Origin of the sequence: Zobellia galactanivorans (genome assembly GCF_000973105.1) — a bacterium.
In the GTDB taxonomy this organism is placed as follows: Bacteria; Bacteroidota; Bacteroidia; order Flavobacteriales; family Flavobacteriaceae; genus Zobellia; species Zobellia galactanivorans.
In genome coordinates this window covers 3,002,334-3,028,595 of sequence record NC_015844.1, presented here as the reverse complement: position 1 = coordinate 3,028,595, position 26,262 = coordinate 3,002,334, and the positions used below count along the sequence as shown (strand labels likewise).

25 protein-coding genes are annotated in these 26,262 nt (G+C 43.3%); 15 read left to right on the top strand and 10 right to left on the bottom strand.

Features of this window, described 5'->3' with window-relative positions:
• Positions 1-258: 258 nt before the first annotated feature.
• The 4 genes from ZOBGAL_RS12190 to ZOBGAL_RS12175 all read right to left on the bottom strand — a co-directional run bounded on the left by ZOBGAL_RS12190 (position 259) and on the right by ZOBGAL_RS12175 (position 5,286).
• Positions 259-1,338 carry a sensor histidine kinase gene (locus tag ZOBGAL_RS12190; protein WP_013993917.1) on the bottom strand — a complete coding sequence of 360 codons (1,080 nt, stop codon included), beginning with the start codon at positions 1,336-1,338 and terminating at the stop codon, positions 259-261.
• Positions 1,339-1,476: 138 nt separating this feature from the next.
• Entirely contained in the window at positions 1,477-2,361 is an 885-nt protein-coding gene (gene folD / locus ZOBGAL_RS12185; protein ID WP_013993916.1) for a bifunctional methylenetetrahydrofolate dehydrogenase/methenyltetrahydrofolate cyclohydrolase FolD, read from the bottom strand.
• A gap of 67 nt (positions 2,362-2,428) precedes the next feature.
• Positions 2,429-3,766 carry a signal recognition particle protein gene (gene ffh, locus ZOBGAL_RS12180; protein ID WP_013993915.1) on the bottom strand — a complete coding sequence of 446 codons (1,338 nt, stop codon included), beginning with the start codon at positions 3,764-3,766 and terminating at the stop codon, positions 2,429-2,431.
• Positions 3,767-3,939: 173 nt separating this feature from the next.
• Positions 3,940-5,286, bottom strand: coding sequence for a hypothetical protein (locus ZOBGAL_RS12175; RefSeq protein ID WP_052725540.1), 1,347 nt, complete (start codon positions 5,284-5,286; stop codon positions 3,940-3,942).
• Between the two features lie 136 nt (positions 5,287-5,422).
• Here ZOBGAL_RS12175 and ZOBGAL_RS12170 point away from each other — a divergent pair, with 136 nt between their 5' ends.
• The 4 genes from ZOBGAL_RS12170 to ZOBGAL_RS12155 all read left to right on the top strand — a co-directional run bounded on the left by ZOBGAL_RS12170 (position 5,423) and on the right by ZOBGAL_RS12155 (position 10,581).
• On the top strand, positions 5,423-5,935 hold the full coding sequence (locus ZOBGAL_RS12170; protein ID WP_013993913.1) for an RNA polymerase sigma factor: 513 nt from the start codon (positions 5,423-5,425) through the stop codon (positions 5,933-5,935).
• A gap of 195 nt (positions 5,936-6,130) precedes the next feature.
• Positions 6,131-7,033, top strand: coding sequence for a FecR family protein (locus ZOBGAL_RS12165; protein WP_013993912.1), 903 nt, complete (start codon positions 6,131-6,133; stop codon positions 7,031-7,033).
• Positions 7,023-9,542 carry a TonB-dependent receptor gene (locus ZOBGAL_RS12160; RefSeq protein WP_013993911.1) on the top strand — a complete coding sequence of 840 codons (2,520 nt, stop codon included), beginning with the start codon at positions 7,023-7,025 and terminating at the stop codon, positions 9,540-9,542. Before ZOBGAL_RS12165 ends, ZOBGAL_RS12160 begins: the two co-directional genes overlap by 11 nt.
• 49 nt (positions 9,543-9,591) lie before the next feature.
• The gene (locus ZOBGAL_RS12155; protein ID WP_013993910.1) at positions 9,592-10,581 is read left to right on the top strand and encodes a serine/threonine dehydratase; all 990 of its coding nucleotides are present in this window, start codon (positions 9,592-9,594) and stop codon (positions 10,579-10,581) included.
• Positions 10,582-10,587: 6 nt separating this feature from the next.
• Here the strand turns inward: ZOBGAL_RS12155 and ZOBGAL_RS12150 are convergent, their stop codons facing one another.
• Together ZOBGAL_RS12150 and argS are read right to left on the bottom strand one after the other, a co-directional pair.
• Positions 10,588-11,415 (bottom strand): zinc-dependent peptidase, encoded by an 828-nt coding sequence (locus tag ZOBGAL_RS12150; protein WP_013993909.1) that lies wholly within the window; start codon positions 11,413-11,415, stop codon positions 10,588-10,590.
• A gap of 51 nt (positions 11,416-11,466) precedes the next feature.
• Positions 11,467-13,251: an arginine--tRNA ligase gene (gene argS, locus ZOBGAL_RS12145; protein ID WP_013993908.1), complete on the bottom strand. Its 1,785-nt coding sequence runs from the start codon at positions 13,249-13,251 to the stop codon at positions 11,467-11,469.
• 140 nt (positions 13,252-13,391) lie between these two features.
• On the opposite strand from argS, the gene ZOBGAL_RS12140 reads away from it, so the two are divergent.
• The 4 genes from ZOBGAL_RS12140 to ZOBGAL_RS23570 all read left to right on the top strand — a co-directional run bounded on the left by ZOBGAL_RS12140 (position 13,392) and on the right by ZOBGAL_RS23570 (position 17,352).
• Entirely contained in the window at positions 13,392-13,817 is a 426-nt protein-coding gene (locus ZOBGAL_RS12140; RefSeq protein ID WP_013993907.1) for a hypothetical protein, read from the top strand.
• Positions 13,818-13,832: 15 nt separating this feature from the next.
• Entirely contained in the window at positions 13,833-15,269 is a 1,437-nt protein-coding gene (locus tag ZOBGAL_RS12135) for an SDR family oxidoreductase (RefSeq protein ID WP_013993906.1), read from the top strand.
• Positions 15,270-15,369: 100 nt separating this feature from the next.
• Positions 15,370-16,860 (top strand): BCCT family transporter, encoded by a 1,491-nt coding sequence (locus ZOBGAL_RS12130; protein ID WP_013993905.1) that lies wholly within the window; start codon positions 15,370-15,372, stop codon positions 16,858-16,860.
• A 336-nt stretch (positions 16,861-17,196) separates the two neighbouring features.
• Complete coding sequence (locus ZOBGAL_RS23570) at positions 17,197-17,352, top strand: hypothetical protein (protein WP_013993904.1); 156 nt, start codon at positions 17,197-17,199, stop codon at positions 17,350-17,352.
• A gap of 132 nt (positions 17,353-17,484) precedes the next feature.
• On the opposite strand, the gene ZOBGAL_RS12125 is transcribed toward ZOBGAL_RS23570, so the two are convergent.
• Both ZOBGAL_RS12125 and ZOBGAL_RS12120 read right to left on the bottom strand, forming a co-directional pair.
• A complete protein-coding gene (locus ZOBGAL_RS12125) occupies positions 17,485-18,180 on the bottom strand; it encodes a LytR/AlgR family response regulator transcription factor (RefSeq protein ID WP_013993903.1) in 696 nt (231 codons plus the stop codon).
• On the bottom strand, positions 18,167-19,198 hold the full coding sequence (locus ZOBGAL_RS12120) for a sensor histidine kinase (RefSeq protein ID WP_013993902.1): 1,032 nt from the start codon (positions 19,196-19,198) through the stop codon (positions 18,167-18,169). Before ZOBGAL_RS12120 ends, ZOBGAL_RS12125 begins: the two co-directional genes overlap by 14 nt.
• Positions 19,199-19,390: 192 nt before the next feature.
• On the opposite strand from ZOBGAL_RS12120, the gene ZOBGAL_RS12115 reads away from it, so the two are divergent.
• The 7 genes from ZOBGAL_RS12115 to ZOBGAL_RS12085 all read left to right on the top strand — a co-directional run bounded on the left by ZOBGAL_RS12115 (position 19,391) and on the right by ZOBGAL_RS12085 (position 24,338).
• Entirely contained in the window at positions 19,391-19,669 is a 279-nt protein-coding gene (locus ZOBGAL_RS12115) for an EF-hand domain-containing protein (RefSeq protein WP_013993901.1), read from the top strand.
• A gap of 32 nt (positions 19,670-19,701) precedes the next feature.
• On the top strand, positions 19,702-20,742 hold the full coding sequence (locus tag ZOBGAL_RS12110) for a YHYH protein (protein ID WP_013993900.1): 1,041 nt from the start codon (positions 19,702-19,704) through the stop codon (positions 20,740-20,742).
• Between the two features lie 31 nt (positions 20,743-20,773).
• On the top strand, positions 20,774-21,403 hold the full coding sequence (locus ZOBGAL_RS12105; protein ID WP_013993899.1) for a hypothetical protein: 630 nt from the start codon (positions 20,774-20,776) through the stop codon (positions 21,401-21,403).
• 140 nt (positions 21,404-21,543) lie between these two features.
• Positions 21,544-22,314, top strand: a complete 771-nt coding sequence (locus tag ZOBGAL_RS12100; RefSeq protein ID WP_013993898.1) for a YHYH protein — start codon at positions 21,544-21,546, stop codon at positions 22,312-22,314.
• A 5-nt stretch (positions 22,315-22,319) separates the two neighbouring features.
• Positions 22,320-22,937: a toxin-antitoxin system YwqK family antitoxin gene (locus ZOBGAL_RS12095; protein ID WP_013993897.1), complete on the top strand. Its 618-nt coding sequence runs from the start codon at positions 22,320-22,322 to the stop codon at positions 22,935-22,937.
• Positions 22,906-23,586, top strand: a complete 681-nt coding sequence (locus ZOBGAL_RS12090; RefSeq protein ID WP_013993896.1) for an SCO family protein — start codon at positions 22,906-22,908, stop codon at positions 23,584-23,586. The genes ZOBGAL_RS12095 and ZOBGAL_RS12090 overlap by 32 nt, the downstream gene beginning before the upstream one ends.
• Positions 23,583-24,338 (top strand): hypothetical protein, encoded by a 756-nt coding sequence (locus ZOBGAL_RS12085; RefSeq protein WP_013993895.1) that lies wholly within the window; start codon positions 23,583-23,585, stop codon positions 24,336-24,338. Before ZOBGAL_RS12090 ends, ZOBGAL_RS12085 begins: the two co-directional genes overlap by 4 nt.
• Before the next feature lie 137 nt (positions 24,339-24,475).
• On the opposite strand, the gene ZOBGAL_RS12080 is transcribed toward ZOBGAL_RS12085, so the two are convergent.
• Together ZOBGAL_RS12080 and ZOBGAL_RS12075 are read right to left on the bottom strand one after the other, a co-directional pair.
• On the bottom strand, positions 24,476-25,210 hold the full coding sequence (locus ZOBGAL_RS12080; RefSeq protein ID WP_013993894.1) for a LytR/AlgR family response regulator transcription factor: 735 nt from the start codon (positions 25,208-25,210) through the stop codon (positions 24,476-24,478).
• A gap of 2 nt (positions 25,211-25,212) precedes the next feature.
• On the bottom strand, positions 25,213-26,253 hold the full coding sequence (locus ZOBGAL_RS12075; protein ID WP_013993893.1) for a sensor histidine kinase: 1,041 nt from the start codon (positions 26,251-26,253) through the stop codon (positions 25,213-25,215).
• Positions 26,254-26,262 lie beyond the last annotated feature (9 nt).

The window sequence follows — 26,262 nt, the reverse complement described above, 5'->3', positions numbered from 1 at the left end:
AGAATCGATAAAGATTACAGAAATCCTATACGGAAAACGAAGTTTTAAACGTTATATAACCTCAATTACATTTAAGTTTTCGATCTATGAAAAAATTAGCAAGCCTATTATTCATACTCACCACAATCATAATATTTAGCAGTTGCAGTGTTGACGACAGTAACGATATAGAAATTATAAAGCCGGGAGACACCGTTATTATGGGAAAGGTGGCTTTAAAGAAACTCAATTAACCCTATTCGGCACTAGGCACCCCTATCAAGATTGAAACTTGATAGTAAAAGTGGTTCCTTGGTTTACCTTACTAGCAACATCGATAGTACCCCCAAGACTTGTTACATGGCTATGCACTAAAAACAGACCTACCCCCTTACTATCTTTGGTATCGTGAAACCTTTGGTTTAAGTTAAAGATCAAGCCCCCAACTTTATCCATATCAAATCCGAGACCGTTATCGGAGAAAGTCAAAATGCTTTCCCCCTGCTCTTGAAACGAAATAATCTTTATTTCAGGGGAAACATCGGGCCTCATATATTTGATGGAGTTGGTAATCAGGTTCAGAAAAATACTTTCCATATAGGCCGTATTGAAGTGTACGCTCTCCATGCCGGAAAAATCGACACAGAATTTTGCCTTTGAATTATTGATCAAGGAACTGATAGATCCCTGAACCTTTTCAAAAACTTCCCGTAGGCCTACTTTCCCCAAGCCAACCGTTTCCGCTTCATTTTCCTTCAGGGCGTCAACATACGAGTTCAGAGAATTTTTCAAGCCTAGGGCCGATTGTTTAATATAGTCTATAATCTGTAGATTCCCCTCTTCTTTACCACTCTTACAATCTATCATCTCCACAAGGCTCAGCAAGTTGTTTACCGGCGACCTTAAATCATGTGAAGTAGTGTAATTTAACTGCTTGAGCTGTTGGTTTATTTTCGAAAGGCGGGCCACGTGGGAGATCCGCTCCGATTCCATATTCTTTTTATGGGTTACATCTTTGGCGATTGCGTAAACCAATTGCTCGTCTTTTAAAGGTATGGAAGTCCAATGGAGCCATACCAATTCACCCGATTTACGGACATAACGATTTTCAAAATTCACCAAAGGCCTATTCTTGATCAGCCCCTCTCTTTGCAAGGCCGTCAGGTTACGGTCTTCCTCGTAAATAAAATTATCGATCGGCTTAGAATACAGGTCGGCCTCTGAATAGCCCAAAAGCCTCACGAAGGCCGGATTGACCCTTCGAAAGTACCCATCAAAACCAGCAACACAGAGATAATCCATAGACAGATCAAAAAAAGGGTCTAGTAGAATATGCTTAGCTTTTAATGCTGGGTTCATTTGGGGCAGGTATATCAGGAGCGAACGTAAAACTATAACAAATTGTTGTACATTAACATTAGTTAACGACTAATAATCAACAACTTTGCCTAATTTGTAAGAATACCCTACCAATAAGACCCACTACGCAATAAAAAACTAATTGGCATTTCTATGCCGCTCCCTGGCCAAAAGCGTGTTCTTTAACAGCATGGCAATGGTCATTGGACCAACGCCCCCAGGAACCGGGGTGATAAAAGAAGCTTTGGGACCCACACTTTCAAAATCTACATCTCCGGTGATATAATACCCTTTTTCCTTGGTTTCATCGGCTACCCTGGTAATACCCACATCGATAATTACGGCACCTTCTTTGACCATATCGGCCTTGAGAAAATGCGGAACACCCAATGCAGACACCACGATATCGGCTTGAAGCGTAAGTTCCTTGATATTTTTTGTTCGGCTATGCGCCAAGGTTACGGTGCAGTTGGCCGCCTTTCCTTTTTGGCTCATTAAGATACTTATTGGCCTCCCTACGATATGGCTACGTCCGATTACCACGGCATGCTTGCCCTCGGTATCTACGTCATAACGCTTTAGAAGTTCCATAATACCGAAAGGGGTGGCCGAAATAAAGGTCTCCATATCCAAGGCCATTTTACCAAAATTGGTCGGATGAAAACCATCTACGTCTTTATCGGGGTTTACCGCCATCAACACTTTTTCCTCATCGATATGTTTGGGCAAGGGAAGTTGCACGATATACCCATCAATATCGGGATCGGTGTTCAACTGATGGACCTGCTGCAGCAATTCTTCCTCTGTAGTTTCACTCGGTAAGTGGATCAAAGTAGATTCAAAGCCAATCTTTTTACACGAACGCACTTTACTGCCCACGTAAGTTAAACTGGCCCCATCGTTACCAACAAGAACGGCCGCCAAATGCGGCACCTTCTCGCCTCTTTCCTTCATTCCCGCCACTTCTATGGCGATTTCATCCTTGATTTGGTTCGATACTTTTTTTCCGTCTAGTAATTTCATAATGTTCGGTTACGGTCTACGCTATTATCATAAGGGGCGAACCCCATTTTCCTTATTCGTTCGGGTATTATTTCATACCTTTCATATTGCCCATCATCTGCATCATCTTTTTGCCACCGCCACCTTGCATCATCTTCATCATTTTGCTCATCTGGTCAAACTGCTTCAACAGTTGGTTCACTTCCTGCATATCCCTACCACTTCCCTTGGCGATTCGCTTTTTACGGCTTACGTTCAGTTTAGAAGGGTTAGCGCGCTCATCAGGCGTCATACTGTGAATTATGGCCTCGATATGCTTAAAGGCATCATCATCGATATCCAGTCCTTTCAAAGCCTTTCCGGCTCCCGGTATCATCCCCATCAAATCTTTGATGTTTCCCATCTTTTTGATTTGTTGTATCTGGGAAAGGAAATCATCGAAACCGAATTTATTCTTGGCAATTTTCTTTTGGATCTTACGGGCTTCTTCTTCATCGAACTGTTCTTGGGCCCGTTCCACCAAGGAAACCACATCGCCCATTCCCAAAATTCGCTCGGCCATACGTGAAGGGTGAAAGACATCTATAGCTTCCATCTTCTCGCCGGTACCGATAAACTTTATCGGCTTATCAACAACCGATTTAATCGAAATTGCCGCCCCACCACGCGTATCACCGTCCAACTTGGTCAGTACTACCCCGTCAAAATTCAGGATATCGTTAAAAGCCTTGGCCGTATTGACCGCATCTTGACCCGTCATCGAATCCACTACAAAAAGTGTTTCTTGGGGCTGAATGGCCTTATGGATTTCAGAGATTTCGTTCATCATCTCTTCATCTACCGCCAAACGACCGGCCGTATCTATAATGACCACATTATAACCTTCGGACTTGGCCTTGGCTATACCGGCCTGTGCGATAGCTACGGGATCGGTATTCCCGCGGTCGGAATATACCTCTACCCCTATCTGCTCTCCTACTACGTGCAACTGATCGATAGCCGCAGGACGGTATACATCACAAGCTACCAAAAGAGGTTTCTTTGTTTTCTTGTTCTTAAGGAAGTTCGCCAACTTACCCGAAAAGGTCGTTTTACCCGAACCTTGAAGCCCGGACATTAAAATAACGGAAGGGGTACCGGAAAGGTTGATGCCCTCGGTCTCGCCTCCCATGAGCTCGGTAAGCTCGTCTTTAACGATCTTTACCATTAACTGCCCTGGTTGAAGGGTCGTCAAAACATCTTGCCCTAGGGCTTTTTCCTTGACCTTATTGGTAAACTCCTTGGCTATTCTAAAGTTGACATCGGCATCTAGCAAAGCCCGTCGGACCTCTTTAGTAGTCTCGGCAACGTTAATTTCCGTAATCTGCCCATGTCCCCGTAGGGTGTGGAGCGCCTTATCTAACTTTTCACTTAAATTGTCGAACATCGTCTTACTTGCTTTTGAAGAAAGGCAAATTTAATAATAACTGGGGGAAAGAACGGGGCGTAAAGAAAAAAATATGAAATCACAAAAAAAAGCATCCATCTTTCGATGGATGCTCTTCAAAACTCTGTGGGGCAAAAATAGGTGTCGGGTTATTCAATCTAAAACAAAAATCTTTATTGACAAACCTTTGTCAAGACTGCAATTTCTTCTTTTCTCTTTATTTTTATACGGTCTTCGTAGCACTGATATAACTGCCACTCTCCGGTATATCTTTCCAAATCACTTTGTAGGACCGTAAGGGTCAATTGGTTTTCTGACAACCTCCAAGTTCCCTTGTCGACAATTTGCCCTTTGGCATCGTAAACCGTCATATCGGTTTGACCAAAACCCATGGAAAGCTCTGTGGTCGATTCGCCTTTTTCGTCGGCAATGGTCCACTGGCACGTCATTAATTTTTCGCTGACCAATTGATCCGTACAGGGTTCTGCCGGCACATACCCGCAATAACGCTCTAAAATAATGGCATCATCTTCTATGAACATCTTGATCTTGCCTTCGACCATTTCATACACATACCAACTATCATTAAATTCAGCAGCTTCCTTAAACTCGAGTTCTACCACCACACGGTACCCAACTACGGAAGTACTCCACACCCCTTCTACACTATACCCGTAATCGTCATAAGCGATTACTTTTCCTTCTTCCGAAAAAATAAGGGCATATTTAACGTATTGTGCGGTATTATCGAAAGCCTTCCGATCCATACGTACAATTTGCCATGGGCACTTTATCAGCTCCGCCCCAAGGTCGGTCTCGGTAAAATCGTCATCGTTATGATCGTTGTTATCATCTTCATTGCAAGCCTTGACCCCTTCCTTAAGGGCAGTGGCCAACTCACTATTTGAACTTACTACAAGACTACTGCCATCGAGTACTGTCAGGCTAACGGGAAAATCGATGCTGATCAAATCGGAATCGGAAAGACCTGCTAAAAATCGCCTTACCTCGGCATCATTCTCTAAGGCGAGGGTGCCGGTTTGCTGAAAATCACGATTGTACGTAAACACCGTTACCGGATACGATACATCCAAACATTCAATATCGGCATCGTCGCCGCCCTCGACACATTGTTCCGCCAAATTTTCAAGTTCCTCGGCCGAATTTACCTCAACTTCCAAATAATCGGCCGTTACTACCGTAATGGGAAAAATAATCTTCAGTTCGTCTACATCGTCATCGGCTACATCTAAAATATCTTCTATAAGCTGAAAGACCTTGGCCGATTCAACCTCTATTTCCTCTTGATTGACAACGATCGTGTAGGGAAATTGGACTTCCAAACAACTGGCCTGATCAATAATATTATCATAAGAACCATCGTTCGACACCGTGCGTTTCAAAAGATCCAATACCTCCGACCCTGAAGTTAAGGTCAACTCCGTGTCTATATGCTCTTCAAAGGGCTCTTCTTCCTGACAAGAGGTCAAAGCCACAAACGTGGCCAGTAGGAAAGCCACTAAGCAAAATTTAAAACACTTTCTCATATTCGATTTGGAATTTATCGGCACTTCAAGTTTGAAACAACCAAAATTTAAAATACCCTACCTGTTCAATTTCGATTTTTTCAAATACCTTTGAAAAAAATCAACTTACTTGGAAACCAAAAATACAGGCAATGTTTGCGAAGAACAAGTCTTTGATGCAATTTTCAAAGCTAATTCTAAAACGGTTTTCAACTATATATATTATAAGTTCGGCAATGAGGAGAAAGCCTACGACGCCGTTCAGGAAGCATTTTTGAAACTTTGGGAAAACTGCGGTAAGGTAGCTCCTGACAAAGCTAAATCTTATGTATACACAGTAGCGAACAACATATACCTTAACGTGATAAAAGCCGAAAAGGTCCGTTTAAAATATGCCGACAAGACCTTAAAGAGCACAAACGAGTCGCCCGAATTTTTAATGGAGGAGGAAGAATTTAGACAAAAACTCCAGCGTGCACTCGACCGTTTGCCCGAAAACCAACGTTCTACATTTCTATTGAACCGTATAGATGGAAAAAAATATGCGGAAATTGCCGAAATGGAAGGGGTAAGCGTAAAAGCCATTGAAAAAAGAATGCATTTGGCCCTTAAGGCCCTTAGGGAAGAAATTGAAGGAATATAGCTATAGTAGTTAGTAGTTAGTAGTTAGTAGTTAGTAGTTAGTAGTTAGTAGTTAGTAGTTAGTAGTTAGTAGTTAGTAGTTAGTAGTTAGTAGTTAGTAGGAAAGTTATTTTTTTCCTCATAACAAACAAGTAGTACCCATAAAAAGTAGGGTATTTACGTAATGAGTTGTTATTAAGGCATAAAGCTAGAATCGATGCAAGAAAATCACTTAGCAAAATGGTTGAACAACGACCTCACCGAGGCCGAGCTCGCAGCATTTAAAAAATCTGCCGAGTACGCTTCGTATGAACGAATCGTTGCTGCTTCCAATCAGCTGAGAAGTCCTGATTTCAACGCAGACGAAGCCCTTATGGCCCTAAAGAACCAACGCACCTTAAAAGACAGCAAGGTAGTACAGCTACATCCGTTTAAAAAGTTTTTACGCGTTGCGGCCGCGGCGGCCATAATTATGTTCGGCTCTTATTTTTACCTCAACACTTTAGATAAAAATATAGTGACCCAATATGCCGAAAACAAAGAAATTCTACTCCCCGACAATTCCGAAGTGTTATTAAATGCCGATTCCGAACTTTCGTTCAGTGAACGGAAATGGAAGAAAGAACGCAACGTTTCCCTTAAAGGTGAAGCCTTCTTTAAAGTCGCCAAAGGCAAACGTTTTACCGTTGCCACCGATGCCGGAACCGTTGCCGTATTGGGCACGCAGTTCAATGTAGAGAATAGGGATGGTTTTTTTGAGGTCACCTGCTACGAAGGATTGGTAAGCGTCACCTTTAAAGGCAAGGAAAGCAAACTACCTGCCGGCAGTTCGTTTATGGTAATAGACGGCAAGATTATAGAAACGACGGCACCAAAAGACGAGCAACCTTCTTGGCTGAACCATGAAAGCTCTTTCAAGAGCGTACCGCTCAAATACGTTTTGAACGAGTTTGCGCGACAGCACAACATTAAGGTAGAAATCGAAAATATTGATACCGACCAATTATTTACAGGCACTTTCAGTAATACCGATACTAAGCTTGCCTTAAAAAGCATAAGTGCGCCTTCACAAATAAAGTTTAAATTTGAGGGCAGCAAAGTGCTCTTCTATGGCAATTAAAATTCGTAAACTCTTTCATTTTTTAATCGCCCTCATGAGTTTTTTCTGTTTCTACGGCATTCATGCCCAAAACAGGGCTAAAATTCCCTTGACCACATATCTACAGGAAGTAGAGCATAAGTTTGATATAAAATTCTCTTATGCCGATGACGATATACGCGATGTGCTTGTCGAGGCCCCCGATGCCACCGAACTTAATACCATCTTGCAGCTGATCGAATCGCAAACCCAGGTCTTGATCGAAAAACTGAACGACCGCTACTACACCCTCACCCGAAGCACAACAATCGATATCTGCGGCACGGTTTACGACAACTTTAAAATGAATACCCTTATCGGGGCCACGGTAACCGTACTGGGTACCGATTTTAGTAGCGTCATTGATGAAAACGGAAATTTCTCATTTAAAGGGGTCCCCCGCGATGCCAAACTCCAAATTAAATATTTAGGCTACAAGACCCTTTTTGTCAATGCCGATGAGCTGGTGGCCAAAGAGCCTTGCAAGACCCTGTTGCTCGCCCAATATTACCAACAGCTCGAAGAAGTGGTCGTCTACGAATTTTTGACCAAGGGACTCATAAAACAACTCGATGGCAGTGTTCAAATGAACAGTAAGGAGTTTGGCATTTTACCCGGACTGATAGAACCCGACGTTCTTCAGACCGTTCAGGCCTTACCCGGTATCGAAAGTATAGACGAGACCGTATCGAATATCAACGTACGCGGCGGCAGCAATGACCAAAACCTCATTTTATGGGATGGTATCAAGATGTACCAATCGGGTCATTTTTTTGGGCTGATATCCGCTTTCAACCCCTACCTGACCGACAAGGTCACCCTGATTAAAAACGGAAGCAGCAGTCAATATGGTGATGGCGTAAGCGGCATTATCGATATGCGGACCAGAGACAGTATCGCCGACACCTATTTTGCCGGTGCAGGCCTAAACCTTATCGGCGGCGATGTATACGCCCACCTGCCCCTGAACGAAAAATTGGCCGTTCAGTTTTCGGCGCGAAGATCCTTGACCGACTTTTTAGACACCCCTACTTACGACAAGTTCTTTACCCGTGTCTTCGAAGACAGCCAAGTCTCCCGAGACGGTAATTTTTATTTCTATGACTTTACGGGAAAGCTACTCTACGACATCAACCATAAACACAAACTAAGGTTGAGCTTCATCAATATCAACAATCTCTTGGACTATTCGGAAAGGGACATAGACACGAACGATGAAATTCAAAGTGCATTAAGCCAAACGAACCTATCTTTGGGGGCCTCTGTAAAAAGCAAATGGAACAAAAAGCTCAGCACCTCTTTAAACGCCTACCAAACACGCTATAAACTTGAGGCCCAGAACATATCGGGCAATGCGGAGCAAGTTCTTTTCCAGAACAACGAAGTACAGGAAACCGCATTGAAACTGAACACGAATTACAGCCTTTTCGAAAATTTAGATTGGCTGAACGGCTATCAATTTATTGAAACCTCTATCTCGAACAAGACGGCGGTCACTCAACCTCCCTATACCAGCAATCAGCGTGACATCGTTAAAAGCCATGTGCTGTTTTCCGAATTGACCTACACTTCAACCGATAACAGACTCTACGGCCGTGCGGGTATGCGCCTGAATTATTTGGACAATCCGAAATCGTTCACCAAATATCTTCTTGAGCCCCGATTGAGCATGAACTACGCCTTTACCAACAGGTGGAAGCTACAGCTGTTGGGCGAATTTAAAAGCCAGGCCGTCAATCAGATCATCGACCTAGAACAAAATTTTCTCGGAATAGAAAAACGGCGCTGGATCGTTTCCGACGACGATAGACTACCGATTACGAAAAGTAAACAGGGCTCTATAGGGATCAACTACGACCACAAAACCCTATATATCGGCCTTGAAGCATTTTATAAGGAAGTCAACGGCATCAGTACATTGACCCAAGGATTTCAGAACCAGAACCAATTCAATGGTGAAACGGGAAAGTACAACGTTAAAGGCCTTGAGTTCTTGATCAATAGAAAAACGGACGATTACAGTATATGGGCCAGCTACACCTACAATTTGAACAACTACCACTTTTCGGAAGTTCTGCCCCCCGATTTCCCGAACAACCTAGACATTAGACATACCGCCACCTTTGCGGGCACCTATAATATCAACAATTTTAAACTGGGTCTAGGCTTAAATTACCGTACGGGCAAACCCTACACCGAACCCAATATAGAGGAGCCCTTGAACACCTCCTTTTTTCCAAACCGCATCAACTACCAAGAACCGAACGGCAGTCGCTTACCCGAATACCTACGCGCCGATGCCTCGGCCATCTATGACTTTGACATAGGCAGAAAGCTAAAGGCTTCAGCAGGAATTTCGGTTTTGAATTTTACGGGCCGGAACAATATATTGAATACCTACTATCGCCTCAACGAAACCGATGAAATTGAAAAAGTAGACAACGTTTCCCTAGGTCTGACCCCCAACGCCAGTTTTAGGCTCCGATTTTAGCACTGCTCTAGGGAATGTGTCCGTTACCGTAATACAATAAAAATTTCCTATGCCTACCATTGAAGACATCAAAAAAGCCAAGATACGCATCCACGGCCTTGTACACGAAACACCGATTTTCAGTTCTTCCCTTCTAAACAATTGGCTCGGACATGAAATCTATTTTAAGGCGGAATGCCTCCAGAAAATAGGAGCCTTTAAAGCCAGGGGCGCCTGCAATACATTGGCTTGGCTCGTTGAAAACAAAGAGAGGCCCGAACATGTTATTGCGAATAGTTCGGGCAACCACTCGCAGGCCGTGGCATGGGCCGCCCGACAGTTCAACATTCCGGCCACCATCTATATGCCGGCCTACGCCTCTAAAATAAAAATACAGGCCACCCAATCGTACGGAGCCCATGTTGAACTATGCAAAGACAGAAATATGGCCGATGCCCTTGTCATTGCAGCTTCCAAAGAAAAAGGAGCCTATTGGATCCCCCCGTACAACCATCATCAAGTAATAGCCGGCCAAGGCACCGCCATTTGTGAGGCCATCGAACAAGTCGATAATCTTGACGCCGTTTTTGCGCCCTGTGGCGGAGGGGGACTTTTATCGGGTACGCTTATCGCAACCCATGCCCTATCGCCCAAAACCCAAGTTATCGGAGTTGAACCTTTAAACGCCAACGATGCGGCGCAATCGTTACGCACCAACCGTATTCAAAAATTAAGTTCAACGCCCGACACCCTAGCCGATGGCGCCATGACCATGGCCGTAGGCGATATTACCTTCGAGTACCTCAAATTGCTCGATGCCCTTTACGAAGTCGAAGAACCAAAGTTGATATACTGGACCCAATGGCTGACCCATTTATTGAAATTGCATGTTGAACCTACCAGTGCCATGGCCATGGCAGGGGTGGTCGAATGGCTAAAACACAGCACATCGAAAAAACGCGTAATGGTAATCTTGTCCGGTGGAAATATCGACCCTAGCAAGCAAAATAAAATTTGGAACACCGATCATTTAGATTCTAGGCCGTGTTTGGAACCCTAGCCCGTATCACGTACCCATGGCCACCCCTGAACGATGTTCTGGAAACACCTGAAAGTCGAAGCCCAACATTTTTTGGATAACGGCGTACAATTCGGGAAACTCGGCCAAGAATATTTGGGGCGTTTCGGCATAGTTCTCTACGGCTACGGAAAAAAATTCCTGTAGATTGGTCATACCATACTCCCTAAAATATTTTGAATCGGCCAGCCTTTGGGCATAGCCTTCCCTTAGAAAAAGCTCCTTAATCTTTTTGAGTCCCACCCTAAACTTACGGGCCTCCCACGAATTCTTTCGAATCATTTCAAAGCTGAGGGCATGGGCAAATTCATGCAAGGCCAAATTTACATTGTCATCGGAAATGCGAAAACCTTCCCAAATCGTATCGGCAGAAAAAATAACGGTCTTAAAACGGGGGTTGTACTCCCCCAGATGGTGCTTTCGGTTTATACGGGAATAATATTTGGAAGGATAAACAACGATCCGCAACAGCGAACGCATCATTTTGTAGTTCTTCAACCCCAAGGTCATTAATACGGCAGAGGCACTTAAAAGCAATTTAAGTTCTTTCCTCCTTTCGACCTTTCCATAAAAAACAAATCTTTTTCTACTTCTGAACCATACGATGCGTTTATCGCACTTTTCCCTTAAATCTATGGGCAACTTGGTATAAATAGGAAAATTATCGGCAAGCAGTTGTTGCTCCGAGGGCGAAAGCGGCTTTTTTTTTATAAAGGGATTTAGGTGATAAAGTCCAATCGTATAATAGAGGATATACAGCGCTTGGACACACAAAAAGAACAAGGCCAAAATCTTGATATCATGCTCTGTAACCATACTGCTAACAACTCCAAAAACGGAATTAAATTGTATAGGTTTCCCCGTGCCTTACATTCGCTCCGGAACGTCTATGCCCAAAAGACCGAAAGCCGAAGCGATAACTTCACTGACTTTCTTTGAGAGCTGTACCCGTAACAATTTTTTCTGGGCATCGGTTTCGCCCAAGATCGAAACCTGTTGGTAGAAAGAATTAAATTCCTTTACCAAGTCGTAGGTATAGTTGGCAATCAAGGCGGGACTATAGTTTTCCGCTGCCAATTGAACGGTTTCCGGATAGAGTTGCAACTGTTTAATAAGTTCTTTCTCCTTGTTGTGCAATCCATCGATATCCCCCATGGCCACATCGACATTGGTATCAAAATCGGCCTTTCTTAAAATCGACTGGATACGGGCATAGGTATATTGGATAAACGGACCGGTATTCCCTTGAAAATCGACCGACTCTTCGGGGTCGAAAAGGATCCGTTTTTTAGGATCTACTTTTAAGATATAGTATTTTAGGGCACCGAGACCTATCAATTTGTACAATGAGTTTTTCTCTTCTTCGGAATAACCTTCCAACTTGCCCAATTCTTCTGAAATTTGGGCGGCAGTATTGGTCATATCGTCCATAAGGTCATCGGCGTCGACTACGGTTCCCTCCCTACTCTTCATTTTACCGCTGGGCAAATCGACCATTCCATAGCTCAAATGGTGCAGGTTTTCAGACCAAGAAAAGCCAAGTTTTTTCAAAATCAAGAACAGCACCTTAAAGTGATAATCTTGCTCATTACCCACGGTATACACCATACCGCCTACGTCTGGATAATCTTTTACCCTTTGTATGGCCGTACCAATATCTTGGGTCATATAAACTGCCGTTCCATCGGAACGAAGCACTATTTTTTCATCAAGGCCTTCATCCGTAAGATCGATCCAAACGCTACCGTCTTCCTTTCTAAAAAAAACGCCCTTTTCAAGGCCTTCGGCCACTACATCCTTCCCTAACAAGTAGGTATTACTTTCATAGTATAGGGTATCAAAATCTACCCCAAGGTTTTTATAAGTGACATCAAAACCTTTGTAAACCCAAGCGTTCATTTCTTTCCAAAGGGCAACCACCCCTTCATCGCCGGCCTCCCATTTCTGAAGCATTTCTTGGGCTTCCAAAAGAATGGGGGCTTCTTTCTCGGCCACCTTCTTATCGGTTCCATTGGCAACCATTTCGGCTATTTCCGCTTTATACGCCTTGTCGAAGGCCACATAATAGTTCCCAACGAGCTTATCACCTTTCAAGCCGGTACTTTCTGGCGTTTCCCCATTGCCAAAACGCTGCCAGGCCAACATACTCTTACAGATATGGATACCTCGGTCATTAATGATCTGGGTCTTATATACTTTCTTACCGGAAGCCTTTAAAATCTCGGCAACGGAATATCCTAAGAGGTTATTTCTAATATGCCCTAAATGCAAGGGTTTATTGGTATTGGGGGAAGAGTACTCTACCATTATGGCATCGTTCTCCGAGGGAGAAACAAATCCGTAAGCGGCATCGTTCTTGACCCCATTGAAAAAATCAAGATAATACCCATCACCGATTACGAGGTTCAAAAAACCTTTGATAACGTTAAATCCGGTAACCTCGGCTACTTCCTTTTCCAAATAGGCCCCTATCTGCTCTCCTATCTGTACCGGATTCCCCTTAACAAAACGAAGCATGGGAAATACAACAATCGTTACATCACCTTCAAAGTCCTTTCGGGTCGGTTGAAATTCCACTGATGGCAGCTCCACATTGAAAATAGCTGCTATTGCCTCTTTAACCTTGGCTTCTAAAATTGCTTGAATACCCATATCATCTTTCGTTTCAAGCTGCAAAACTAATCATTTTTTACGCTTTTACCCTAAGACGGGCGGTAATGGCCCCGCTTTTCTTTAACTTTATAAAAATGTCGCCCTTGGTCAGGTCTTAGGGTTTTTAAAACGAAGTCCATATGCTTTTAAACGTATCGTACACGGACAAACGGATTACCAAAAAAATAGATGAGGCCGTAGGCAAGCCTTTTACGCTCAAAGAGCGTTGGGCCATGGGGGGTATCGGCTCGCCTAAATTGTTCATTACCGAGACCAGTATCGGCATTAGAAACCTGCTGATTTTAGACAACAATCTCGACCAGTGCAATATTGAGCTTCGCCCCAGGGGCATTATCCTAAGATTCAGGTCGCTGCTCGAGACCTATGCCTTGGTCATTCCGTTTTACAAGCTCACTTTGTACAAAGGTGACATCGGTATCTATTCCATATATCGCGACCATTATTATGTCAAGGTCAAGGCAGACACCAAGGCCATACAAAAATTCTTTATCAAGCTTCAAAATTACAAGGCCGATAATGCTCCGACTTCGATCGACGACCTCTAACCCATAAAACTGCCCATGAAAATACTCTTGACAGGCGCCAACGGCTATATTGGCATGCGACTATTGCCCCAATTACTAGAAATGGGCCATGAGGTAGTGTGCACGGTACGTGACGAAACAAGATTTTCGATAGACAAAGAAATACGGGCACAGATCCAGGTGCTTGAAATCGATTTTCTAAAGGAAGTTGATCTTTCGATCATTCCAAAAGACATAGACGCGGCCTATTTTCTGATCCATTCCATGAGTTCGTCCGTACAGGATTTCGATGCCTTGGAAGCGCAGACCGCCGAAAACTTCAATACCTACCTCAGCCATACCCAGGTCAAACAGGTAATCTACTTAAGTGGAATCGTCAATGAAGAGAACCTGAGCAAACACCTACGGTCCCGAAAAAATGTGGAGCAGATTTTATACAAGGGCAATTTTCAGCTTACGGTATTACGTGCGGGCATTATTGTGGGATCAGGCAGTTCTTCCTTCGAGATCATTCGCGACCTATGTGAAAAACTCCCTGTAATGATTACCCCAAAATGGGTCTTGACCAAAACCCAGCCCATTGCCATTAGGGACATCTTGACATTTTTGACCGGTGTTTTGGGCAATGAGAAAACCTATAACGATTCTTTTGATATTGCCGGCCCCGATGTACTGACCTATAAACAAATGTTGGAGCAGTACGCCGAGGCCCGCGGATTTAAGAATTACATTATTACGGTTCCGATCATGACCCCTAAATTGTCGAGCTATTGGCTGTACTTTGTAACCTCTACCTCTTACAAATTAGCCCTAAACCTTGTCGACAGCATGAAAATAGAGGTCATTGCCAAAGACAAGAGACTGCAAGAATTATTGCATATAAAACCACACACTTATAAAGAAGCCATTGCCCTCGCCTTTAAAAAAATCGAGCAAAATCTCGTAGTTAGCAGCTGGAAGGACAGCATGGTAAGCGGGCGCTTTAAAAAGAACCTGGGGAAATACATACAGGTTCCCAAGTATGGCGTTCTTAAAGATGAAAAAAAAATCAGGGTAGACGACCCGGAACAGGTCTTGCGCAACATCTGGAAAATTGGCGGGGAAACCGGGTGGTACTACGGGAATTGGCTGTGGAAGATTCGTGGAATCATCGATAAATTTTCGGGAGGTGTCGGTCTACGCCGCGGGCGAACGCATCCCGACAAAATTTTCGCTGGCGACTCGCTTGATTTTTGGCGCGTTCTTCTCGCCGATAAAAAAGCAAAACGCCTATTGCTCTTTGCAGAAATGAAGTTACCTGGCGAAGCGTGGCTCGAATTTAAGATCGACGAACACAATATACTGCACCAAACGGCCACATTTCGCCCGCGCGGTCTTAAGGGCCGGCTCTATTGGTACAGTATTATCCCTTTTCATTTCTTTATTTTCGGAGGCATGATCCGTAACATAGCCAAGGCCAAGCCATCGCCCTAAAAAACTACCTTGACATTTTTTTGTATTTTTCAAGAAAGTAATCCCTACCCAAGGAGACTTAGAGCGGATTAGAACCCAAAAGATACATACCTTGCCCAAAATGCGCCATCTAAAAAATCCGTTGCTTGCCCTCCCCATAGGTTTTCTTGTCCTTTTTACCTTCGTTGTTTTTTTTGCCACGGAAAAGAGTTACGAGTTTATTGAACTGACCTCTATTTGGGTGCGGAACTATTTTGGTTTTTTCTACCTGTATTTAGGCTTGGGCTGTGTGCTCTTTCTTATTATTATCGCCCTTTCCCCCATCGGAAATATTAAGCTCGGAAAAAAAGAGTCCTCTCCCGAATACTCTCTTTGGTCGTGGACGGCAATGTTGTACAGTGCGGGCATGGGCTCGGGCATTTTATTACGTGCCGTTCAGGAACCCGTATTTATGCAGCAACACCCGCCCTTCGCTTCGCATTTGACGCCCGAAATCCTGGCCTTGGAATTCACCTTCTATCAATGGGGACTCACGGCATGGGCGTTTTATGGACTTTTTGCCATGGTAGTCGGTTATGCCCTTTTCGTACGCAAAAAGAAAGTCAGGGTAAGTTCGACCATTGAAGATTCCATTTCAAGCCCTTTGGCCAAAAAGGGAATCGATATCATGACTATCATTACCACGGTATTCGGACTCATTGCCGCTATTGGCTTGGGCACTACACAAATAAACGGAGGTCTCAACCATATCTTTGATTACGATTTCGGGATAGGCACCACATTACTTTTGGCCATCTTAATCTCGGCAATTGCTTTCTATTCGGCATGGCAGGGTGTGAACAAAGGCATCAAAGCCATTTCTAGAATCAACATTCTCATCACTACCCTCTTACTGTTGTTCGTATTCCTTATGAGTGATATGAGCGCAATATTGACCGCTTTTGGCAAGGCAAGCCTTAACTACCTGATCGACTTCGTTCCCATGAGCCTGGCCTACGGAAGCTATCACCCCGGCATGACCTTCTTGACCGATTGGACTTTTTATTATTGGGCCTTTTGGCTGGCATGGGCACCCTTTACGGGTATTTTTATCGCCAGGATTTCAAAGGGGCGCACCTTGAGACAATTGCTTCTTGGGGTCTTGATCATACCGTCGTTCGGAACGTTTTTTTGGTTTTCCGTTTTTGGTACCTCGGCATTCGGACTCATAGAGGACTGGGGCCAATACCAAAATGAATTTGGCCATGTGTTCTCTTCCATTTTCGTGTTTTTCGAAAATTACCCCATGGCCACCCTTTTGAACTTTACTACCATTTTGCTACTTGTGGGCTTTTTGGTCACCTCGGTCGACAGCGCGGTATTCGTATTGAGCATGTTTACCGACAGGGGCAAGAAAAACCCAAAGAAGAAACATAGGTTGATTTGGTCGGCCTGTATCCTTTTGGCAACCCTGGCCCTTATCCTTTTGGGCAATGCCAAGCCCGACATTGATGTCCTTACGGCCGTCCAGAAGCTTCTGATCATTACCTCCTTGCCCTTTGCCCTCTTTATGGTCTATATGGCCGGGGCATTTGTATGGGAGGTTTCCCGAAAACAGAAGTCCATTAATTAAGGTCCCTTTTTCCTGTGCTTTACTTCGATTAGGCAACGATTGACCGACAAGATTAAAACACGGCTATACACCACCAAAAATCTTCACAACAAAATTCATAAGATCCGTGTCCCAACACAAAAAATAACTGGTCAAAAGGGCCAAAATCGCGCAGCACTAGAAAACAACAAGGCTACAAGCCGCTCGATGAACTGAATCATATCTCCGATGAGTTAAAATGGCATTCAACAAAAAATGGCAGTTTTACATCACAAAACCCACATTTGACAACAATCCCGTTTTTCGTGGCAATGGGTAATGTAAATTAGATAAACAAACCAATAATCCCCCACCGTTATGAACAACAGATTAAAGAGTTTACTTTATTTAGCAAGTTTTGTAACCGCCGTAATTGTTTATGATAGATACAACAAAGACCACGAAGACAACAGCAACCATGTGGTTGCCGATGTTGTTATAGAACAAATTTCAGCACCTGAGAGGTTGAACTAAAAAAATTGTGAAAATTATCGAGCTTCCCAAAAGCCCTATGATTTTCACCAGAACATGCCTACTTGACTAAAAAGGGCCTAACGCAGAGTTAGGCCCTTTTTAATTTGAACAAGATACCACAGGCATCTGTCATTACTCGAAAAGCTCCTTTTTCACGGCCTCAAAATATTGCGCACTGACAGGTATTTCGGTTTTTCCTATAAAAATATCGCGCCCCTTTAAGGTCGTTACCTTTGTTTTATTCACGATATACGAGCGATGCACACGCATAAAGCGATCACTGGGCAAAAGTTCCGTCAGTTTTTTTAACGACTGCAAGCTCATAAGTTTTTTGTCCTCTAGATAAAAATTGACATACTCGCTATCACTTTCTATATATAGGAGGTCGTCATATTTGACCTTATGCAAATCGTAGCCCGATTTTACCGTAAGACTATCTGAAAGCATTTCACCGGTCTTCCCCGAATCCTCTATTTTCGCCTTCACCTTATTGACCGCAAGCAAAAAACGTTCAAACGTGATGGGTTTCAACAGGTAATCGACAACATTGAGTTCATAGCCTTGAAGGGCATATTCTGAATAGGCCGTGGTAAATATAACCTGAACCCCATCGGGAATCAGTTTTACAAAATCGGTCCCCTTGATTTCGGGCATCTGGATATCCAAAAAAAGTAAATCGATTTTCTCATCTTTCATAAGGCCCAATGCATCCAACGGATTGGCCATTTCATCTACAAACTGCAAAAAACCCAATCTCCCGATATATGTTTTGAGCAACCCCCTGGCCAGCTCTTCGTCATCGATAACAAGACATTTAATCGTTTTCATCCAAATCAATAGTTAGGTTAACCGTATATGTTTCCGCTTTTGGCTCTATTTGCAATCGATGTTTTTCAGGATAAAGTATTTCAAGCCTCTTCTTCACATTTTCAAGACCTATTCCTCCCACGACATCTTTCGTTATGGCGTTTTTCGGGATACTATTCGCTATAAAAAAATCTATTTTACGCTTATCGCACGAAACCCGGATCTCTAAAAACGAACCCTCTATCCTTTCTATATTGCCATGCTTCAAAGCATTCTCTACAAAAGGGATCAAGAGCATAGGCGCAATGGAAACCGTCGAGTTTTGGATGTCAAAATGCGTCGTAATCGGAAAGGGCTTACTACTCTTCAGGGCAAAAAGCGCCAAATAATTCTCAATATACGATATCTCTTTACCAATAGGCACTAATGGCCTATCGCATTCGTACAACACATACCTGAGCATTTCAGATAAGGTACTGATACTCTCTTGGGTGCGGTTTGAATCTATAACCGAAAGGGCATAGATATTGTTCAAGGCATTGAACAAAAAATGTGGGTTTATCTGAGATTTCAAGAATTTCAGCTCCATCTGTAGGCCGGCATTCTTATTCCGAATGGTCTCTTCCTCTTTCTTTTGGGCCAACAAAAAGGTTTCGACAAAGGTAGCCAATACATAGGCCACCGAAAGGACCAGAAATTGAATCAGAACTTGGGGCGGTGCCATATGGGGCCTACCGGGCGGAGGCCCTCCCATAGGAGGTCCCGGCACCCCATCGATGAGCCGGACTATCTCGGTGACGGCAAAGGAACATACTATGATGGCCACTATGGAGACCACTCCGAAGGCAATATACTTTTTCCTGAACAATAGACGGGGGGCGGTATAATAGATCAGAGTACCTATTAACAATACCTGCATGATAAAAGAAGATGCATTTTTCTCTAAAAATGAAGAATCATCACCTATCAGCAACCAAGCTATCAACCAAACGGCAAGCCATAAAATAGCGTGAAAAAGAAAACGATGTGCTTGTTTCATGCTACAAATTAAGGCATTTATTTTTCATCCATTCCACAAAACACGGGTTGAAAACCGGGTGAACCGAATCGCTCACAGAAGCTTATCGGCCATTCACTGAAAACCCCTCTCCCTCTACTGAATGGTTTCATACCGCCCTTGTTCTTTCTTCATCTTTGTACTGCCCAATAGGCTTAATTAAAAAATAATATCATGAAAAAAAATGTAATACACAACACACTGGCGCTTTCCATATTTATGTTGATGACCGCCACAGTATCATTCGCTCAAGAAAAAAAAGGACAAGAACCGCCATCGGCCACTGAAATATTAAAACAGATGGACAAGGATGAAGATGGAAAACTTTCCAAAGAAGAAGTAAAAGGCCCTTTAAAGAACGACTTTTCAAAAATAGACACGGACGAAGACGGCTACCTTTCACTTGATGAACTAAAGAAGGCCCCTAAGCCCCAAAGAAGAAAAAAGCAATAAACAGAAAAGCTTAAACCATAAACCTTATTCACATGAAACAAATTATAGTAATGGCACTTTCCGGTGTATTTCTAATTTTTTCGGGCAACAGCTGCAGTTCCGACGAAAGCTCCGGTCTTACGACAAACGATGAAGGCACTCGTACGGTAGATCCGACCCTATTTTTGGCGGATGGTCTAGCAGAACCCATTACCACCGTAGAAAAAACACTTTCCGATGGTACAGTGGCCACCTGCTATAAAATTACTACGACCTCTACCCCCACCGAACACCAAATGGGCCCTTGGTGCCCTACCCATATTTCCGATGGTGCCGACAAAGGGGGTAAGTGGTTTGAAAATGGTGAACTCTACGATGTAGATGGGGCCTTTATTGAAAACATGGCCGATTTCTATTCCGATGCCACTTGGAAAATGTACGATGAAAACGGAAACATCTATGTCACCAATTCATTGGAAGACTGCCAGAACGCCGCCAATCCGAACGTGGGTGAAGAATATGAGAATTTCTGTGTGGAATGTCTGCCTTCTTATGTTACCGATATTACGTTGACTTATTATATCCCCGTTACTCCCGTAAAACTAGATTCCCCCGATTATATTTCGGATGGGATTCCCGGAGGCGGCGGCGATGTACCTCCTACAGATGGGCCTCCACCAGGAGACGCTCCCATGGGAGGTGGCGACGGCTCGGTTATCGGCTTGGCTTTTAACGGAGTAAACTTTGATCCACCGGCACCGACCTCAGCCATTCTCGGCGCCTACACATTGGCCCCGATGGATGATAACGGAGGACACGTAAACCCAAACACCGGCTATCATTACCATGCCGCCACCGGTATGACCACTAAAATAGCCCAAGACGACGGACACTCGGCTATGATCGGATATGCCATAGACGGTTTCCCCATGTTCGAACGTTTGGACGATAGCGGTAACGAGCCAACGGATTTAGACGATTGTCGCGGTCACACTGACGACACCCGTGGCTATCACTACCATGTAGCCGCCGCAGGGACCAATAGCTTTATTGGCTGTTTTGCAGGTGCTCAAGGCTCCTTTGAAATAAATTAGAAATCAATAGCAAGACCCTAACACCGATATCATGAATAAAATAATATTCGGCCTTTTAACATGCCTCTGTTCGTTATTTGCCAGCGCCCACAGCTCCCAGATAGCAACGATGACCTTGGCACAAGACCAACAAAATAACTGGACGCTACATATTAGTTCTTCTTTTAATGGTTTTCGGTCGCAGTTGATCCAAAATTACCCTGACCTTCAAATGGACGCATTATCGGCCGATGAGTTTCAGAAATTGGTAATCACTTACGTAAAGGACAATATTCTCTTGAAGGCGAATTCTGATTTTACGGGCGAGCTTAAAGAAGGAGCCATAAAAATGGGCCACCAAACGGACCTTAAATTCAGGGTGGTCGGTTTGCCCAGTGAGTTAAACACCTTACAGGTCAAACTCAAAGGTTTTAAGCAAAATTCAAAACACAATACGGTTTTTAAAATAATCGATCAAGCGGATACTTCCGAAAACTTCGTCATAAAAAAAGACAATCAGTTTACGGTACAGGTCGAAAAAATTAACGGTCACTTTCAAACAAAAGGAGAAGAATCGAATCTCTTTTGGCCTTTTATTTCCCTAAATATTTTGGTAGTGGTCTCATCGATTATGATTGTAAAAATATTCAAACCGGAGAAAAGCGAGCTCAGTCCGGCTTAGGCAAAGATCGTTTACCCGATAGATTGAGGCAACCACTGAAAACAAAAGGCCACCTACCGCCCTCCCATTCGACATGGGCATTAAAGCTAAATTTGACCATCACAAAGAATTAACAATCAACTATTTAAAACACAAAAAACATGAAAAAAGAGTTTCTAAGAAAAGTTATTCCATTGGCTTTTGGTTGCGCAATACTGTGCATCGGCTTTGTTGCCTGTAGTTCAGATAGCATTGACGATTCTGACATGGACGAAACTTCTGAAGAGGAAACCGTAACGGAATTGCATGCCGCCTACGCCGCCTTCAATAGCGAAGCCACCACGATTTACTTAGATGGATCCGAGGTGGTTATCGAAACCACAGGTTTGCCCAACCACGAGACCGTTTATTGGGGAGAAGGCAACAGCCTGTACAAAGATGAGCCCGACGTGGCATTGACACCTAGTATAATGAGCAGTAACAACAACGCCACGACCATAAGAGTGGATGCAACACCCGATCTTACGGGCAATACGGTGGAAACGCAGCTGAACACTATTGGCATTGCCGTAAGTGGCGCATCCATATTCAATGACCAAGAAGGAGGCGGAGCACTTGACAAAGCGGCGGCAAGTCTCGATTGGACAGGAGCGCATATCGGCCCCGGCGTATACCATTATCACTTAGAGCCAAAGGCCTTCAGTAACGACGATGACAAGTTGGTGGGCATATTGTTGGACGGTGTTTTCCTCTACGGAAGAAAATGTAACGCTACTGGCACTTACCCAACCGACCTTGACGAGTCAGGCGGACACGTATCGACCACTCAATACACAGATGGTAAAGAAGAATACCACTATCATATTATTAACGAGGTATACTCCACAACAGGCTCTTATCTGGCCTTTGCAGGACCGTACCAAGGATATTAAGCCCTATGATAAAACGATTTCTTTACATAACCCTATTGTCGGCGCTCTCTTTTGCCAGTTGCAAAGAGAGCGCTACAACAAAGCCAAAAGTTGAAGAAGCCCCCCTTGTCATCAATATGCTGGAAGTGCTAAAAAAAGATTTGGTACTCAACCCCATCGAAGGCAAATGGTACTATAACGACCAACCGTACAACGGCTATTCGGTAAAATTCCACCCGAACGGGGCCTTGGGAGAACGCTTAGGTTTTGTAGACGGAAAAAGGGAAGGCATCGCAAAACAATGGTCTGACCATAACGTTTTGCGTGTTCAGGCCAATTATAAGCACAATCGGTTAGATGGCGTTTATAAGACGTGGTGGGAAAACGGAACATTATCGGAAAAATCACATTACGTCAATGGTCGACTTCACGGCAAGCAAACCAAATGGTATGCTAACGGTAAAATTTCAAAAGAGAGAAACCTGGTAGAAGGAAAAGAGGAAGGCCTGCAAAAGGCATGGCTTCAAAATGGCAAACTATACGTTAACTACGAAGCCAAGAATGGCCGTATTTTCGGAATGAAGAGAGCCAATTCATGTTATAAACTAGAAGATGAAGTTGTCGTTAGAGATAAAAAAATATAGCTTTTTACTATTGCTTGTGGCCTTGACCGCCTGCAATCAAACGGTAAAAAAGGAAAACAAGGAGAAATCGAGCAGGGTCGAACATCTTCCCTATTACGCAGATGCATCTTTTACGCCCCACTGGTTGGAACCTGGCTCACAAGAAGAAAAGGAGTTCCATAAAATTCCCGATTACCGCCTAGTGGACCAACTGGGAGACACCATAACCCCCGAAACCTTTAAAGACCAAATCTACATTACCGATTTTTTCTTTACCACCTGTCCCGGCATTTGCTTGAAAATGACCGGGAATATGCAAAAGGTTCAAGAGGCTTTTATAGATGACCCCGAAGTAGCACTTTTGTCACATTCCGTTACCCCTTCCATAGATTCTGTTGCCGTTCTGAACACCTATGCCAAAAAGAACGGTATCATCAATGAAAAATGGCACTTGGTCACGGGAGACAAACAAGAGATCTATGACTTGGGAAGGAACCACTATTTTGTTGAGAACGATTTGGGTATCCCTAAAGACATTAACGACTTCCTGCATACAGAAAACTTTCTGCTCGTAGACAAGAACAGACACATAAGGGGTATCTACAACGGATTGAACCGGGCCTCGATCGCACAATTGATCACGGATGTAAAAAGCTTAAAGAAGGAATGACCGTTTTTAGGAAAATAAGAAAGAAGCTTTTGGATTCGGGCAAACTCAAAGGCTATATAACCTATGCCCTAGGAGAGATTTTCCTCATTGTAATAGGTATACTGATCGCTTGGAAAATCAACGATTTAAACGAGATCCGAAAAAACAGGATCGTAGAACTCAAAATATACGAAAGCCTGTACGATGAACTCAACACCAATCTAAAAATCCTAAACACCACTATAGACCATTATTCGGACACTTCCAAAAGACTGGAAGCCACTATGAACTATATTGGGCTGCCCCCTAGCGAAATCACCGAAGGGGCCAAAGACACGATTATCCACATCAACTATTCGGAAACCAACTTGCTCGAAGGGGCCTTGAATTCCGTCATCAGCACGACCAAATTGGAACTTATCGAAAGTGACTCGCTCAAAGGATTGATTACCAATTACCCCGCCGAAATACAAAAGTTGGAATCTATCGATGCAAAAATCAAGGAAATCGTTCTTGATAGATTACAGCCGGTACTGGAGAGACACTTGGCCCTAAAAGACATGCTTTCGAAAGATAACCCCAGGTACAGCCGAATACGGACTTTCGGAAAATCGTCAAATTATGGGAATCTATTAAACAGTAAGGAATATCAGAATAGTTTGGTCGACCGGCTTATACAGACGCAAAACTTGTTGACCAGCGCCAAAAAATTGAGAAACAGAACCCAAGTTATGTCCTTGAGGTTAAAACAGGAATTGGGCTATACGCTTTAATATAAAGAAGTCTCCCTCAAAGACAACCACCCTCCCCTACATCATTCAACAACCGAAACCCGTCCCAATCTTTTAGGCCCTATAACGGTTTGTTCCTTTAGAAACTACTTTAAGCCTTACAAAAAGGCTATATTCGACTATAGCCCCAACATAGAGAAAAACTGTGTTTTGTGGCTCTCCCCTATCGGTATGCGAATATCATCGATTACAATTCTGTTCCGCTGTATGGTCTTGATAAAGTTCACATTGACCACAAATGATTTATGTACCCTGATAAACTGGTTCTGGGGTAATTTTTCCAAGATATCCTTAAAGCTGAGCAAGGTCAAAATCGCCTTATTACAGCCCACCACGTGAATTTTTAAATAGTCTTTTAGACCTTGCACGTATTGGATGTCGTCTAAATTGATCTTTACACTTTCGTGTTCCGATTTTACAAAAATGAACTTCTGGTTTTCATTGGTATCGCCATACGAAGGAAACACATTGGCAACGGTGGCAACCGCAGGGACATCTTTTCGGGCCATAAGCTCCTTTGCCCTTAAAACAGCCTTAATAAAGCGTTGATATGGAATGGGTTTCACCAAATAATCTACGGCATTCAGTTCAAAGCCCTCAACGGCATATTGGGAATAGGCCGTTGTAAAGATAAAAAGGGGAGGATTGTCAAGGGCACTTATAAAATCCAAGCCGTTGATTTGAGGCATCTCAATATCGCAAAAAATAAGGTCTACTTTTTTCTCGTTAATAGTCGCAATCGCCTCTAAAGGGTTCGTGAACGTACCTATGACCTCAATAAATCCAATTTTCTTGCAATAGTCCGCCAATATTTCAATGGCCAACGGTTCATCGTCAATGAGTATACAGTTCATATTTATAAGTTTAAAATTAAATTAACTTCATACGTGGCCCCGTCATCCTTTATATCCAATTCGTGGGAATTCGGATATAGAAAGTTCAATCTATTCTTTACATTCTGGAGGCCCACACCGCTACTCTCAGATTTTGCCCTGTGTTTTCCTATTTTGTTCACAACGTATAGATGTATAGACTTCTCTTTGATCAAAAGGTTTATCTTCACATTGGTCTTTCCATCGTAATCGGTGCCGTATTTAAAAGCGTTTTCAATAAATGAGATAAATAGTAGGGAGGGTATTATCTTTCCGGTGTCGTCCCCTGAAATTTTTAGGAAGACGTTTTCACTATCGGCCAAGCGCAATCTTTGTAAGGCCACATAATTTTTGATGTACTCTATTTCCTTATTCAAGGGCACTAGGTCTTTATCCGCTTCATAAATCATATAGCGCATCAATTCCGATAGGTTTATAATCGCCTCAGAAGTATCAGGTGATTTTTTGACCGACAGCGAGTATATGGTATTGAGGGAGTTGAAGAGAAAATGTGGATTCAACTGCGTTTTTAGAAACTGAAGTTCAGATTGCACCTTTTCCTTTTCCACGGTTTTGCGAAGGTTTTCATTTCGCTGTAATTCGTTAAAAACGCGCAGCATTATCGCGAAAATGTAGGGTATACCCAAAACCACGAATGGCATCAACAAAAATCGAAAAAAAGGCACTTGGCCTCCCCTATGTTCCTTTATATGATCGGCAACCGGACCAAAATCCCTAGGCGGTTGGGGCGAAAATATATTGTGGGAAAGATAACCGATGACCAGTAGCAATACGATCGATAAGACGATATAAACCTTCTTTTTGCCCTTTAACAGAAGACGGGGAACCAAATAGAAATAATTGAAATAAAACAAGGCCGTAGCCATCACCAACTTTACGATGATATGGGGAGGTACCGATCTTGGCTCGAATAAAAACGGATATATTATCAACCCGTACAAGGCACACCATAAGAAGGCATGTACCAACCACTGTGGCAAATATTTTCTTTTGGCGCCTTTCATTTTTTTTAC